Origin of the sequence: Cytobacillus sp. FSL K6-0129 (assembly GCF_038007625.1) — a bacterium.
Taxonomy (GTDB): domain Bacteria; phylum Bacillota; class Bacilli; order Bacillales; family Cytobacillaceae; genus Cytobacillus; species Cytobacillus kochii.
Window position 1 is genome coordinate 1,195,890 of sequence record NZ_JBBOXM010000001.1, and the last position, 15,426, is coordinate 1,211,315.

Genomic DNA, 15,426 nt, shown 5'->3' on the forward strand with positions numbered 1-15,426 from the left:
CTCCAATGCCTTAATAGGCCCTCAGACGTTCTTCTGTTGCAACTAACTGTTCAATTGGGAAGTCTTGAGATAATGTTGCTAACAACCCTTTATAATACTCTTCTGATTCAGCAATTAAATCAGACAGTAGTTGTTGATAAACGGTTGAAAGTTTCTCATCATAATAATCTTTGAGTTGTTTAGATGATTCATGTAAATATACATCTGTTGGTTCTTGCAAGCTTTCCTCAAGACTTTCTGCCAGTAATTTTCTTTCATTCTTCTCAAAGAAGTTCTTAGGGTTTTTAAAATAACTCATTGCTTTTTTAAATGTAGTGCGATCCACGTTACTGAAAGCAGACTCAAAATTCACCCCTTCAAAAGAAGGATTTTCTGGACGACTAAAGGTTACATCGCGATTCAATTGGTTTACTTGGTTACTTCGTTTCTCGTATGTTTGTTGTAATAACTTTCCTATAAATACTTCTAGACGAATGGTCGTCGCTCGCAATTCTTGGGCAAAGTCAAATCCGAAACTTTGTAAAAAGTCCTCTAAAGCTACTTGGAGCGCTTTTTTCATATCACGGCCATCCTCTTTTAATTGTCCTGGATTAAAAGATTCTTTTAAGAAATCATTAAATCGTAAGAAAACTCTTTGTTTGATATAAAACACTAGTTCGTCCGCTTCTTGATTTAATGCTTGAGTTAATAAATCAAGATCATCTTTAGCAATCTTCTCTTTAATAATCGCTAGTTCATTCGTTAGAAGTTCTCTTTTTGCTAACTTTGCTTCTTTACTTTCTTTAGAAGATTCAATAAATGTACGCAATTGGTTCATTACTCGATTCCACTCAAGTTCAGCAGCAGATAATGAAAGTGACATCAAATCGTGATTAATGAAACGATAGAAACTTTCTTCAAAATCCTTCATTCCAGAAGAATGTTCTTCACCTGATTGTTTTTCGAATAATGCCTGTAAACTCGATAACCCATGTAAGGTTGGTCTTCTAATGCCGTATTGAATGAGCTGATCATGAACATATTGCAAGACATCGTTTTTCTCTTCTTCATCACTTGCAAGGTCAATAGCGTTGACAACAAAGAACATTTTATCAAGTTCAAACGCATCTTTAACCCGGCCCAACTGTATAAGGAACTCACGATCGGCTTTGGAGAAAGCATGATTATAGTACGTCACGAAAAGAATGGCATCTGAGTTTTTAATATAGTCAAAAGCTACTCCTGTATGACGTGCGTTAATGGAATCCGCACCTGGAGTATCAACGAGTGTAATGCCTCTGTCAGTCAATTCACATTGATAAAATACTTCAATCATCTCAACAAAACATGATTTTTCTTCTTTAGCAACATAATCTGCTAGTTCTGTGAGGTCTGTAATCACTTCTTTACCAAGCTTTTCTTGAAAATTATTATACCCTTTGGCAAAGGCCGCAAGAAAGGCAAAGTGCGTTTTTTCATGCGCATCAAAATCATGATGCTCTTTTAAAATCACATCTATCTTCCCTATAGCTTCAGTAAATGATTGTGCTTGTTGATTAAAGACTTGTAGCGAACGATTAATATCTGCAAACATGACTTTTTCACTTTTTACAAATACCTTAACGGTACCATGAGGGTACTCTGCAGTAACAGGCATAATTTTATTAATGGCAGCAGTTGTTGGATTTGGCGATACCGGCAAGATTTTTTCACCAATTAATGCGTTGGCAAACGAAGATTTTCCAGCACTAAAGGCACCAAACAAAGCAACAGTGAAACTGCGTGATTGTAGTCGGTCAGCTTTCTCTAATAGCTCTGCTGATATTTTGTGGAAACCTGGGATATCTCGTAACTCTTTTGCGGTATGCTCGAGCTTACTAATTAGAGCCTCGATATCAGCTTCATGATTATTTTCTTGGTTCATTTCTTTTTCAACAATTGAATGAGTACTCACTACTTGTTTAGTATCAACAAACTCTTCTTCACCTTCACGAATAATTTGGACATCTTCATCCTTTGGTCTCATTAACTCTTGGACGGAAGCTGAAACTTTTTTATGGTCTAGCTCTCCTGCCAATAGTTTCTTAATTTCTGCTTTTTGCTCTGATTGTTTTGCTTTAATTTCCTTTAATATACTAAGTGCCTCACCGAAACGAGCATAAGCATCCCATTCATCTTTCATTGCGAGAATTTTTTCATTAGCTAACTCTTCTAACTCTTTCAAATACAACTCTTTCCAGTTGATTATTTGTTTCTTCGTTTCTTTTTTTACAGCATCAGACACATCCCGTGTATATTGCAAAACATAATCACCTGAGAGCCTCGCCCCTTCTTTAATAGCTGTCTTTAACAGGCTTTCTGGTATATTGATATTAATGTTTTGAGCTTGTGACTGTAACTCATTATGATGTATGTGATCATCTTTTAATTTTTTTAAGAATAACTCTTTCACATGCCATTCAATTTGCGATTGGACTTTTTCCTTTAAATCGTTATATAAAAGACTTAGCCTTGTACTTCGTTCTTGTTCAGTTTTAGCCTTCGCAAATAATAGGCCCACTTTAAAGCCAGGTTGCATTGATTCTAAATAATTCTCAGCTAATTCTCTCGTTTGAAACGGCATTAAATAAGCATTATTTAAGATATCTTCCATATCATGATTCAAATCAATTTCTGCCTGATATTTTTTTTGCTGCAATGCTTGTTTATGTGACTGTAATTGTTCAATCTTTTCAAATACGAGCGCTCGTTCATCTTCAGGCAGAGCTGCTAAAATTTCCTCATTAGCTGCTATGTCATGAGCGTCTTTTTCTTCTAAGAAGATAAAATGTTCTTCAGTTAATTTCTGTAATGAGTGAAGAACAGATTGTGGTAAGAGCCTATCTTTTTGGCCAATTTGTTCGTAGATGAACTTCTGAAGAGAAGAAAAATCATTATGTGGTAACTCTGGTTTCTTCAACGATGTATAGAAGATTCTTTCAGGTTGAACGCCCCACGAGGCGAAAGAATCCTTTACACTTTCAGTAAAATGTTGAAAACTTAATTCTTCTTCTCGATGCTTATCTATTTGATTGATAATTAAGTATACTTGTTTACCCGCTGCAGTTAAGTCTTTAGTGAATAAGAAGTTGAGTTCTGATTGCACATGATTATAATCCATCACATAAAAGACCATATCAGCTAAATGTAGAGCCGACTCAGTAGCAATTCTATGCGCATCATCTGTTGAATCAATTCCTGGTGTATCCATAATAACCGTATCTTTTGGCAAAAATGTTTCCGAATGGCTAATTTCTACAGTATGAATGAGGTCTCCATCTTTACTATATTTTTTAATTTTTTCATAATCATAAGGTGCAGGATAGAGCTTTGGCATCCCTTCCTTAAGATACACCTTGGCATAATCCTCTCCAGATTTCACTTTAACTAAATTCGCACTTGTTGGGATAGGGCTGGATGGCAGTAAGTTTTCTCCCACAATTTTATTGATCATGCTCGATTTACCCGCAGAGAAATGTCCACAAAATGCAATCGCGTATTGTGAATCTCGTAATTTATAGACGAGGTCTCTTGCTCTTGAAGCAGAAACATTATCTCCATTTTGTTCAAAAAACAATGATAATGCTGCTATTCTTTCAATTAATTCATTTTGACTAAGTTGTTTACCCACTGTTTGAACCATAATTAATCCCCTTGTCACATCAATTTACTACTATTATAATTGCGCAAGCTTTTTTCCTATATAGGTATTAATATATTATAAATATGGGGTAAAGTGAACCTTTCGTTATGAAAATTGGTATTTTCACCAAAAAAAAGAAGAAGCCTCACTCACTAAGGCTTCTTCCTATATGTAATAAAGGGGTAAACGCTAATTTAAGATTTTGCTTCTGACTTTGTAACACCATTCAACACATATTTCATTACTGCACCATAAACAGCGATAGTGCCAACCACAAAAAGAGCTGTCAAATGTATCACGCCTTTCATTAATTGAGAATAAGTATCATCTTCAATTAATAATTTATCATAATCGAGAATGATTTTCAATACTAAAATAAACCTTTTTCAAATTTTTCCTATTTCTTCATCTCTCTTCATAGGAAACGCTTCTTCATATTTCGTTAATGCTTTTAATGCTTCTTCCTCAACTGGAATACGAATGGCTAAAATAAAGAAATTTAACAGAGTGAAAACCAGGGCAGTATAGTAAGCTTGAAACAATAGAGGCATAATAAGAAACTCCATTGCAACGACTGTATAGTTTGGGTGCTTTAGCCAACGGTATGGTCCTTTAGTTACCACTTTTGCTTTGGGTAAAACAATAATCTTTGTATTCCAGAACCTCCCTAAGGAAGATAACGCCCATATTCTTATCACTTGTGTGAGTATAAATAACGGCAGTAAATAATACCAATAAGGAGATAATCCTTTACCGAACACAATTACCTCAACTGTTAAAACAATAAAAAACAAACTATGTACCATAACGATTAGTGGATAATGACTTTGACCAAATTCAATGCCACCTCTTTTTTTCATCCAATCCTCATTGAATCTTGCGACGATTAACTCGATACACCGTTGAGAAATAACAAATAGAAGAAAATAAAAAAACATTTAATTCACCTCCATTTTAATAAAAGTAATTCCGAGCTAAAACCCGGCCCTAAGGCAGTTGCCAAACCTATATCATCCTTTTTTCCAAGGAGAAAAAACCTTCGCAAAACATATAATATTGTGCTTGATGACATATTGCCGAACTCCCTTAGAACGTCAAGTGAAGTGGCGGTCATCTCAGCAGGAATTTGTAAAGACGCTTGATAAGCATCAATCACTTTTTTTCCACCTGGATGAGCAATAAAATGTTGCAAATCGGTTATTTGTAATGAGAATTGATTTAAGAATGTCTGTACATTTGGCTTCAGCCAGCCTTCAATAATTGTGGGAATATCTCTTGAGAATATGACATATAAACCATCATCCTTTACGTCCCAACCCATTACATCAAGCGAATCCTTTTTTGTCGTTGATTGTGTCCCGTATATATGGGGGATGGCAGGCAATTTCTGATATTTTTGATAACCACTTTCATCACCAGCGATTAATGCACAGGCAACACCATCAGCAAATAAAGAAGTACCAACAAGATTACTCTTAGAGCGATCATTTCTTTGAAAAGTTAAACTGCATAATTCAATTGTTAATACTAAAACCTTTGCTTTTGGATAAGCTAAGCAATATTCATAAGCCCTTGATAAACCCGATGCACCACCTGCACAGCCTAAGCCCCATATTGGGATCCTTTTTGTTTGCTCAGAAAAGGGTAATAGATTCATTATTCTTGCCTCAAGCGATGGTGTAGCTAAACCTGAGCTAGTAATCGTAAAAATCGCATCTATCTCTTGATACTTAATAGGTTGATTTAGAAACTCCCTCGTTGTTAAACACTTTTCAATCGCCTCACACCCAAGTTTTACTCCCGTTTCAATGAAGGCATCATTTTTATCAGCAAAGCTATGGTCCTCTTTAAACCAATCTAGTTCTTTGGCAAAATGACGTTTTTCAATTTGTCCGTTTTGGAATACTTTTAATAAACGATCGATATCTTTGAAAGATTGCCCAAATAAGTGGCGTGCAAATGCTACCACTTCATTTTGAGTAATTTCATTTGATGGGGGTACTTCTGAGATAGATAAAATAGCTGGCATAAGGAACTCCCTTTCTGTCTATGTACGGGTATTTTTTCCTTAATAAGGATATTTATGCATTGATTGGTTTTTAATCTTTCTCGTTCATTTTTTGCATAAAAAAAAGCCGAATGAGTTATCTCATTCGGCTCAGAAAGATGTGTTTTGAAGGAGTTGCTGTGCCCTTTTATCATATCTTAAAGTGGCTCTCTTGGCATTACGCAAACTTTACCAATTATAATTGCTTATTTATTGCCTTGCTTATGCACATCAATGATAATGGTTTTATCAATGATTTGACCACAGACACGACAAACTCCTTGTTCTTTATATAGCGTTTTACAATAATCACAATAATATTGCTGCATTTGCTCACATCCAATATCTCTAATAGATTATTTTATGTAAGCTATGATGAATGTGCTTCTATTATGAAGCTTTTTTCAACTGAGGTTTTGTTTCATTTTTTGGTTTATAAGAGACAAAGTAAGCTAGGCCAACAAACACAGCCCCTCCAACTACATTACCTAAAAAGGCAGGTATGATATTGCCAATGAAATCTACCCAAGTAAACGAACCTGCAAAAATCGCAGCTGGAATAACGAACATGTTGGCAACAACGTGCTGGAATCCAATCGCAACAAATGCCATAACCGGGAACCAAATAGCCAAAATTTTACCTGCAAAATCATGAGCACCATAAGCTAACCAAACAGCTAGGCATACGAGCCAGTTACAACCAATCGCTGAAACAAATGTTTGTAAGAATGTATCATCAATTTTTGCACCAGCAATCGCTACTGTTTTATCAAGGTATGGACCTGTCTCTGTTAATCCAACGACATGTCCAAAGAAATAAGCAACAAACAGTGCCCCTACAAAATTGGATAATAACACCCAAAACCAATTATTCAATAATTGCCCAAGACTAATTCTCTTTGAGAACAAAGCACTCGCAACTGACATCATGTTACCTGTAATTAATTCAGCCCCAGCCAATACTACTAATACAAGGCCTAAAGGGAAAACTGCTGCACCTAAAAACGATCCGAAACTTCCCCACTCTGCCGGTAAATTCCCAATAACACGAATGTCTAATAAAAATCCTAGTGCAATAAATGCCCCACCTAAAAAGCCTAAAACCAACAGCGACAAAAGTGGTATTTTCGTTTTTGCAACACCTGTTGCAATCGTCTGTTCCATAATTTCTTGCGGTTTACTAAATCCCATTCTAACTACCCCCTAAATAAAAAAGGCAGCACTCAGACATCCCTTACTTTTGTAAAGGATTTCAAAGAATGCTGCCTAACCCTTCTGCAATCCCCTACAGAAGTATCAGTCATCATATTTATATTGTTTGTAAAAAGAAATAAAACAGTGCTTGCCTTACTTCCATTTACCCATTGCAAACTATATGCTACCAAAAAACAAAAAATTTTACTAGACTATTTTTTATTTTTTTCGTGTAGCGAAGTATTTCTTTTTATAATAGGATTCGTTCAGGATAAGTATATATATTCATGTTGCCATTACGAATAAATCCAACAGTCGTAATTCCTAATTCCTCTGCTGAGCGCAAAGCAAACTCTGTTGGTGCAGATTTTGAGAGAATCATTTCACAACCAATTTTTGCTACCTTTAAAAGTATTTCTGAGGAGATTCTTCCTGTGAAAACAATAATCTTCCCTTTCATGCTGATGCCCTCTCTTAAACTATAACCATATATCTTATCAAGCGCATTATGCCTACCAATATCCATTCTGCTTAATAATATCCCATTTTTGTCACAAAGCGCAGCGCTATGTACACCACCTGTTTGTTTAAATGTAGTCGCAGACGCTTGTAATTGTTCCATTAACTGATTACATTCATTGACAGTTAATCGAATATTAACATCTTCCATTTTCTTAGCTGTTAATGCATCATTAACAAAAACAAAGCCTTGTCTACTCATACCACAACAAGAAGTAATATATCTTTTATTTTGGAAGTTTTGTATATAAGGATTTGTACGATCTGTTGTAACATGAACGAACCCTTCCTTTTCTTGTACCCATATATCTTTAATATGCTTGTAAGATCTTATGATACCTTCTGATGCAAGATAACCTATCACCATGTCCTCAATATATTCTGGTGTACATACCATTGTGACTAGCTCTTCTCCATTCAGCTTAACCGTTACTGCATATTCGGTAACAATGGTATCTTCCATTTTTTCAACTTTATTTCCAGTCACTCGTATGATTTTACGACTCGTTTCCACTTGCTTCATCTTTTCTCCTCTTTCTATGAATCTATGATATTTTTATCGAATACAAATACAGATATCGCCATATTCTCTTCCACTTTAATATCAGAAAACAAATGTAACAGCGTCGCACCGACCAATTCTTCCATTCCTTCTGGCGTACCTTCTGCATATACATCTTGAATCATTTTTGTTCTTGCTGAATGCACCATTTCTTTGCCATCTTCTGTACGAGAAATAAATTGTTCTGTCGGTGTGAGATTACCGTATAAAGTCGAAACGGCCATATTCTCTACAAACACTGTGTGGATTTTCTCCGGTCCCTTACCAAATAAGTCTTTTCTTAATTTACGAATGATATCATTAAACTCATGCACCATTTTTGACATCTTCTTTACCCCTTTATATAAGATTCTGTCTCAATTGTATAATCATAGTACATGCTTAAAAAAAATGAAAGGGGCTGCAAATAGGAAAAAAATTGCACGATGATTGCTTCACTGTTTCACAATACCAAAATTACCCTATTGGACTGTAATCGTTATAAGATTAAATTCATTATTGTTAAATTTAATTTTTAGCGCTATAATAACTAGTGGAATTGTTGGAGGGGTAATATTTTCATGTTGTCTCTCTATCAATGGTACTTTCTACATACTAAAAATGGTATGGATTGGTATAATAGCAAGCGTTGTTATTTAACTATTCCACCATGGATTATGCTCGCTTTTTGAAAGCGGTATAGTACATGGTGGTTTTTTTATTGGTTTAAGCAGAAACACTCACTTTATTCTCTTTAAACCATTGTTTGATCAAGTGTAAGGGGGAAACAAAATTGACTTCCAATGTAAACATTACAATTAATGGTGTGGATTATGAGGGGCATGAGGGGCAAACCATTCTCCAAATCATTAATCAAAATCAAATTGAACATCCACAGATTTGTTATTTACCAGAGGTTGACCCAATACAAACATGTGACACATGTATTGTAGAAGTAAATGGTCAACTTATGCGCTCATGCTCGACTGTAGCAGAAAGTGGTATGAGTGTTAGCTTAAGCTCCAACCGTGCCAAAGAGGCACAAACAGAAGCAATGGACCGTATTTTAGAAAACCATTTACTGTATTGTACAGTTTGTGATAATAATAACGGCAACTGTAAAGTCCATAATACAGCTGAATTATTAGAGATTGAGCATCAAAAGTATCCTTATACGCCTAAAGAAGATAAATCGGCTGTCGATATGTCGCATCCTTTCTATCGTTATGATCCAAATCAATGTATTGCCTGTGGACAATGTGTTGAGATTTGTCAAAGTCTACAAGTAAATGAAACACTTTCAATTGATTGGGAAAGAGAAAGACCAAGAGTTATTTGGGACCAAGGTGTATCCATTGATGAATCGTCATGTGTTTCATGCGGACAATGTGTAACGGTTTGTCCATGTAATGCCTTAATGGAAAAATCAATGCTCGGTAATGCAGGTTTCATGACAAAGATTGATGATGAGATCATGACACCAATGATTGACCTTGTAAAAGAAGTAGAACCGAACTATGGCACGATTTTTGCTGTATCAGAAGTTGAAGCTGCGATGCGTGAAGAAAGAATCGAAAAAACAAAAACCGTTTGTACTTTCTGTGGTGTAGGTTGTTCGTTTGAAGTATGGACAAAAGACCGTGAAATTTTGAAAGTGCAACCAAGCCACGATGCACCAGTAAATGCAATTTCCACTTGTGTCAAAGGTAAATTCGGTTGGGATTTTGTTAATTCTGAAGAGAGAATTACAAAACCATTGATTAGAAAAGAAGGTCGCTTTGTAGAAGCTAGTTGGAACGAGGCATTAGACCTTGTAGCTAGTAAACTAGGAAGTATTAAAGAAGAATTCGGCAAAGATTCAATTGGCTTTATTTCTTCTTCAAAAATTACAAATGAAGATAGCTATTCATTACAAAAATTAGCTAGACAAGTATTTGAAACGAATAATATCGATAACTGCTCTCGTTATTGCCAATCACCAGCCACTGATGGCTTATTCAGAACTGTAGGTATGGGCGGTGACGCTGGAACCATTAAAGATATTGCTGAAGCAGGTCTTGTCATTATTGTTGGTGCAAACCCAGCAGAGGGTCACCCTGTTCTTGCTACACGTGTAAAAAGAGCCCATAAATACCACGGTCAAAAGTTAATTGTCGCAGACTTGCGTAAAAATGAGATGGCTGAACGTTCTGATATATTTATAAGTCCGAAACAAGGAACAGACCAAGTTTGGTTAATGGCTGTAACCAAATACATGATCGATCAAGGTTGGCATGATGCTGAATTTATTAAGGAAAATGTCAATTACTTCGATGATTTTAATGAAGTTTTAGAGAAATATACGTTAGCATATGCTGAAGAAACGACTGGTTTATCACAATCACAAATCATCGAAATTGCCGAAATGATTCGTGATGCTGACGGTACTTGTGTCCTTTGGGGTATGGGCGTTACGCAAAATACTGGTGGTTCTGATACTTCAGCTGCTATTTCTAACCTGTTATTAGCAACAGGTAACTATCGTCGCCCAGGTGCTGGAGCTTATCCATTGCGTGGACATAACAATGTACAAGGTGCATGTGATATGGGTACCTTACCTACTTGGTTACCAGGCTATCAACATATTACCGATGATATCGCTCGTGCGAAGTTTGAGAAAGCTTACGGAGTTGAAATCTCAGGTACACCAGGTTTAGATAATATTCAAATGTTACAAGCGATTGAAAAAGATGAAATGAAAGCAATGTACCTTGTTGGTGAAGACATGGCACTTGTTGATTCGGACGCGAACCATGTAGATAAAGTACTTTCTAGTCTTGACTTCTTTGTTGTTCAGGATATATTCTTCTCTCGCACAGCTCAATACGCTGACGTTATTTTACCTGCCGCACCATCACTAGAAAAAACAGGTACATTTACAAATACTGAGCGTCGTGTACAAAGATTGTACCAAGCGTTACCAACATTAGGAGACTCTAAACCTGACTGGTGGATTATTCAAGAAGTAGCTAATCGCCTAGGGGCAAATTGGACATATACACACCCTAGTGAAATCTTTGCTGAAATGGCGAGTCTTGCACCACTATTCTCTCAAGCAAGCTATGATGTACTAGAAGGTTGGGGTAGCTTCTTATGGGGAAGTCTTGATGGAGCAAGCACACCATTGTTATATGAAGATGGTTTTAACTTCCCAGACAAAAAAGCGCGTTTCGCCTTATCTGATTGGGCAGAACCTGCATATTTCCCTGAAGAATATGACCTCCATATTAATAATGGGCGTATGCTTGAACACTTCCATGAAGGAAATATGACCAATAAGTCAAGAGGCCTGACTGCAAAAGTACCAGATGTATTTGTGGAAGTATCAGAAGAACTAGCACAAGAAAGAAAACTTTCAGATGGCTCGACAGTAAGACTCGTCTCTCCATTTGGTGCAGTTAAATTGAATGTTCTAATTACAGACCGAGTGAAGAAAAACGAACTGTACTTACCAATGAATTCAGTTGATAAGGATTCTGCTATCAATTTCTTAACTGGTCCTTTATATGATAAACGAACGCGTACACCGGCTTATAAACAAACGAAAGTTCGTATGGAAATTTTAAATAACAAAGCCGGCGACAAACCATTACCAAAAACGAACCCGCGTAATAAAAAACGCAATCCACAAAACGGTGTGGAAGTTCAACGTAAATGGAATCGCGAAGGGTATGTTCATTTAACAGATCAATAAAGATTGGAGAGGTGATTCATTATGGCAGCGCCTATTACTGAAATTCATCGTGAGAGAAATGAAGCACTTGAACAAGAGCAAAAGCTTAACGAATTAAAATCATTACTCACTGAAAATGATCAAGCAGTACAAAGTATCATGGCTCTTATTGGCGAATTACAACAAGCAGGTATGCTTGATGCAGCCAATTCCATGTTAAAAGGGAAAGAACAAATTGCTAAAGTAGCACTTGGTCAAGTCACAAAAGAACCTGTAACCAACTTGATTAACACATTAATGGGTGCAACTGGTGCACTTATGCAAGCTGACCCTGAACAAACAACAAAACTCATTAAAAGTGCAGTATCAGGCATGGACGAAGGAAAAAACTTCTTACATGAAGAAAAGAAAATTGGTATTATGCAATTGGCCAAAGTTTTAAATGACCCTGATATTAATCGCGCTATTGGATTCGGTATTCATTTCCTTAAAGGCATGGGTAGGGAATTAAAAGAAGATAAATAATGCAGTAAACCTCCCACTCGATTGTTGTGGGAGGTTTTTCATTATCATTCACCCTGAGCAATATAAAAGTTATACAAAGAAAGATTCTCCCCCCTCTTCCTCTGGCTACATATAAAACCTAACTTATCGAGATAGAGGACTTCATCATCCTCCTTTCTTTTCTAGTTAATCGTTCACTTCCTAAAGCTATTCTTATACCATGACTTAATCTCATAGATGAGTGTCTATTTTGGTGCTCGATCTTCATTTCTGTTTTTTTCCTAAATGCTGCTAAGATTATCTACCTTATACAGCTTTGATGATCTATCATTAATCAAATACGACCGTTAGTTATCCCCCACGCAACCTCAACAAGCCCGTAAAAAAGGCTAACCCTATCAAGCTTTCAAGCCTGATTCTCTCATATGGAATCAATCCCCTTCAAATGTTTGTCAAGGTCCGTCACAGCAATGGTGGCCTTCTAAAAGGAGGTTTTATACGAAACGGGGTTTGCGCTATTTATCTTGTTGGTTCTTCTCTTTTATAGCGGGAATTGGGTTGCCCTACTTATCTTGTTGGTTCTTCTTTTTTTAGTAGCAGGGGTTAATTTCGCGCTACTCATCTTGTTGATTCTCCTCTTTTTAGTAGCGCATTTTGGGGTTACCCTACTCATCTTGTTGATTCTTCTCTTTTTAGTCGCGCATTTTGGGGTTACCCTACTCATCTTGTTGATTCTTCTCTTTTTAGTCGCGCTTTTTGATTTTGCCCTACTTATCTTGTCGCTTCTTCTCTTTTTAGTCGCGCTTTTTGATTTTGCCCTACTTATCTTGTTGGTTCTCCTCTTTTTAATCGCGCTTTTTGATTTTGCCCTACTTATCTTGTTGATTCTTCTCTTTTTAGTCGCGCTTTTTGATTTTACCCTACTCATCTTGTTGATTCTTCTCTTTTTAGTCGCGCATATTGGGGTTACCCTACTCATCTTGTCTCTTCTTCTCTTTTTAGTCGCGCATTTTGAGGTTACCCTACTCATCTTGTTGATTCTTCTCTTTTTAGTCGCGCTTTTTGATTTTGCCCTACTTATCTTGTTGGTTCTCCTCTTTTTAATCGCGCTTTTTGATTTTGCCCTACTTATCTTGTTGATTCTTCTCTTTTTAGTCGCGCTTTTTGATTTTACCCTACTCATCTTGTTGATTCTTCTCTTTTTAGTCGCGCATATTGGGGTTACCCTACTCATCTTGTCTCTTCTTCTCTTTTTAGTCGCGCTTTTTGAGGTTACCCTACTCATCTTGTTGATTCTTCTCTTTTTAGTCGCGCTTTTTGATTTTGCCCTACTTATCTTGTTGGTTCTCCTCTTTTTAATCGCGCTTTTTGATTTTGCCCTACTTATCTTGTTGATTCTTCTCTTTTTAGTCGCGCTTTTTGATTTTACCCTACTCATCTTGTTGATTCTTCTCTTTTTAGTCGCGCATATTGGGGTTACCCTACTCATCTTGTCTCTTCTTCTCTTTTTAGTCGCGCTTTTTGAGGTTACCCTACTCATCTTGTTAATTCTTCTCTTTTTAGTCGCGCTTTTTGATTTACCCTACTCATCTTGTCGCTTCTCCTCCTTTTAGTCGCGCATTTGATTTTGCCCTACTCATCTTGTCGCTTCTCCTCTTTTTAGTAGCGCATTTTGATTTTGCCCTACTCATCTTGTCTCGTGCCCTCTTTTTTTAGTAGTTTTATTGATTTACGCCACACTCACTTTACCCTCACGTTCATTTTAAGTAGCTCAGCTTGATTCTAATTATTGGCTTCCAAATCCAATTTACGAGGCGCTCAACTCTATTTTCTAATTTGAGTGACTTTAAAAGATACACCCATTTTTTATCCCTACTTGGATATAAGAGCAGTTTTGTAACCTTCCATTATCTCTACTATTTTTATATCCACAATTAGTTATTTTTTTATAAAAGGCAAAATTGATAGTCTTAAATTTAGCATATCTCTCTCTTTTTCTTCATAAGCATTTTAATAGAAAGGATGGATGATATGCAAAAATCACAAGGCTATCAGTTATTTCTATTTATTAACACTACTGCTCTCTCCATTACTATTGCTTGCATTTTTTTAGCAAGTACCGTCGCACTCGTCACAATAAAGATGTCTTCTGATATTGCTAGTTCTGTCATCAATGGACCTCAATCGCATTCCATTTATCTACACTTATTAAAAAGTGCTAACCAAAGTTTTATTAGTGAGGATGCGATTGAAGAAGTGGCTATCTCTGACCTTGCTTTTAAGTTTGCAACAAGTATTACACCTGAGGATCCACGAACATTCCTTGGTAGAGAACTTCCTTTATTCTCCTTTTTCGATGGCAAAATTCACATCGCTGGAAAAGGAACAGATTATACAACTTTACCAATTGAGTCAACAAACGTACCAATGGATAAATTAATAAAAGACAAAGAGACTTTCGGAAACGATGATGATAATAACGATGACGAGCAGGAAGGAACAACTTCACCTAAAGAAAAAAATGTGTATATTTATCATTCACATAGCTATGAATCTTACCTTCCATTTATAAAAGAAGCACAAACAGCAGACGACGCTGTAAGTAATGATGAAAAGTATAATGTGATCTCAGTTGGTTCTAAACTACAAAAGGATTTACATGCTGAGGGTATCGGCGTTGAACATAACAGAACAAATATGACAGAAGCATTGCATAGTCAAGGATTACAGCATAATGATGCTTATACAAGGGCAAGAGATTTCGTTTCTGAGGCATTGGCTAGTAATAAAAACTTAACTTACATTATTGATATTCATCGAGATTCACAGAGAAAAGATGTCACTACTATTGACATTAATGGTAAAAGTTATGCTCGACTCTTCTTTGTTGTCGGTGCAGAGAGTAAGAATTACGAAAAGAATTTAAAACTGGCAGAAGATCTTAATAAAGCTGTAGAGGAAAAATACCCTGGTCTAAGTAGAGGAGTCTTAAAGAAAGATTACTCAGTAGGCAATGGTGTCTACAACCAAGACTTATCCGATCGCGCCATCCTTCTAGAAGTCGGCGGTGTCGACAATAACCGTGAAGAACTTGATAATAGTACAGATGCCTTTGCCGATATTTTTAGTGAATATTACTGGAAGCAAAAAGAAGTAGAATCTCAGTAATTAAACAGCGACTATTCATTTTGAGTAGTCGCTGTTTACTGGGGATATATTTAACTGTCACATTTCACCCTACTTACAAT

Annotated in this window: 11 protein-coding genes; 4 read left to right on the forward strand and 7 right to left on the reverse strand. The window is 36.3% G+C overall.

The window, feature by feature from the left end; genetic code table 11:
- Positions 1–10: 10 nt before the first annotated feature.
- The 7 genes from MHI57_RS05755 to MHI57_RS05785 form a co-directional block, all read right to left on the reverse strand.
- Entirely contained in the window at positions 11–3,661 is a 3,651-nt protein-coding gene (locus tag MHI57_RS05755; protein ID WP_340975352.1) for a dynamin family protein, read from the reverse strand.
- A 194-nt stretch (positions 3,662–3,855) separates the two neighbouring features.
- Entirely contained in the window at positions 3,856–4,029 is a 174-nt protein-coding gene (locus MHI57_RS05760; RefSeq protein WP_157733949.1) for a hypothetical protein, read from the reverse strand.
- An 18-nt stretch (positions 4,030–4,047) separates the two neighbouring features.
- Positions 4,048–4,599 carry an isoprenylcysteine carboxyl methyltransferase family protein gene (locus MHI57_RS05765; RefSeq protein ID WP_095372824.1) on the reverse strand — a complete coding sequence of 184 codons (552 nt, stop codon included), beginning with the start codon at positions 4,597–4,599 and terminating at the stop codon, positions 4,048–4,050.
- A gap of 5 nt (positions 4,600–4,604) precedes the next feature.
- Entirely contained in the window at positions 4,605–5,690 is a 1,086-nt protein-coding gene (locus MHI57_RS05770; RefSeq protein WP_095372823.1) for a type III polyketide synthase, read from the reverse strand.
- A 408-nt stretch (positions 5,691–6,098) separates the two neighbouring features.
- On the reverse strand, positions 6,099–6,899 hold the full coding sequence (locus MHI57_RS05775; protein WP_340975354.1) for a formate/nitrite transporter family protein: 801 nt from the start codon (positions 6,897–6,899) through the stop codon (positions 6,099–6,101).
- 253 nt (positions 6,900–7,152) lie between these two features.
- A complete protein-coding gene (fdhD, locus tag MHI57_RS05780) occupies positions 7,153–7,944 on the reverse strand; it encodes a formate dehydrogenase accessory sulfurtransferase FdhD (RefSeq protein ID WP_095372821.1) in 792 nt (263 codons plus the stop codon).
- Positions 7,945–7,958: 14 nt separating this feature from the next.
- The gene (locus MHI57_RS05785; RefSeq protein ID WP_095372820.1) at positions 7,959–8,309 is read right to left on the reverse strand and encodes a DUF2294 domain-containing protein; all 351 of its coding nucleotides are present in this window, start codon (positions 8,307–8,309) and stop codon (positions 7,959–7,961) included.
- A 446-nt stretch (positions 8,310–8,755) separates the two neighbouring features.
- Between MHI57_RS05785 and fdhF the strand changes: the two genes are divergently transcribed.
- The 4 genes from fdhF (at position 8,756) to spoIIP (ending at position 15,346) form a co-directional block, all read left to right on the forward strand.
- Positions 8,756–11,695, forward strand: a complete 2,940-nt coding sequence (gene fdhF, locus MHI57_RS05790; protein ID WP_095372819.1) for a formate dehydrogenase subunit alpha — start codon at positions 8,756–8,758, stop codon at positions 11,693–11,695.
- A gap of 21 nt (positions 11,696–11,716) precedes the next feature.
- Positions 11,717–12,199: a DUF1641 domain-containing protein gene (locus tag MHI57_RS05795; RefSeq protein ID WP_095372818.1), complete on the forward strand. Its 483-nt coding sequence runs from the start codon at positions 11,717–11,719 to the stop codon at positions 12,197–12,199.
- A 503-nt stretch (positions 12,200–12,702) separates the two neighbouring features.
- Positions 12,703–13,791 carry a hypothetical protein gene (locus MHI57_RS05800; RefSeq protein WP_340975358.1) on the forward strand — a complete coding sequence of 363 codons (1,089 nt, stop codon included), beginning with the start codon at positions 12,703–12,705 and terminating at the stop codon, positions 13,789–13,791.
- Positions 13,792–14,209: 418 nt separating this feature from the next.
- Positions 14,210–15,346, forward strand: coding sequence for a stage II sporulation protein P (gene spoIIP / locus MHI57_RS05805; RefSeq protein ID WP_340975359.1), 1,137 nt, complete (start codon positions 14,210–14,212; stop codon positions 15,344–15,346).
- The last annotated feature ends 80 nt before the right edge of the window (positions 15,347–15,426 follow it).

Excerpts from the sequence above, each read along its gene's own strand:
- MHI57_RS05755 (WP_340975352.1), bottom strand. The coding sequence starts at position 3,661 with ATGGTTCAAACAGTGGGTAAACAACTTAGTCAAAATGAATTAATTGAA.
- MHI57_RS05775 (WP_340975354.1), bottom strand. The coding sequence starts at position 6,899 with ATGGGATTTAGTAAACCGCAAGAAATTATGGAACAGACGATTGCAACA.
- MHI57_RS05770 (WP_095372823.1), bottom strand. The coding sequence starts at position 5,690 with ATGCCAGCTATTTTATCTATCTCAGAAGTACCCCCATCAAATGAAATT.
- MHI57_RS05765 (WP_095372824.1), bottom strand. The coding sequence starts at position 4,599 with ATGTTTTTTTATTTTCTTCTATTTGTTATTTCTCAACGGTGTATCGAG.
- spoIIP (WP_340975359.1), top strand. The coding sequence starts at position 14,210 with ATGCAAAAATCACAAGGCTATCAGTTATTTCTATTTATTAACACTACT.
- fdhD (WP_095372821.1), bottom strand. The coding sequence starts at position 7,944 with ATGAAGCAAGTGGAAACGAGTCGTAAAATCATACGAGTGACTGGAAAT.
- MHI57_RS05795 (WP_095372818.1), top strand. The coding sequence starts at position 11,717 with ATGGCAGCGCCTATTACTGAAATTCATCGTGAGAGAAATGAAGCACTT.
- MHI57_RS05785 (WP_095372820.1), bottom strand. The coding sequence starts at position 8,309 with ATGTCAAAAATGGTGCATGAGTTTAATGATATCATTCGTAAATTAAGA.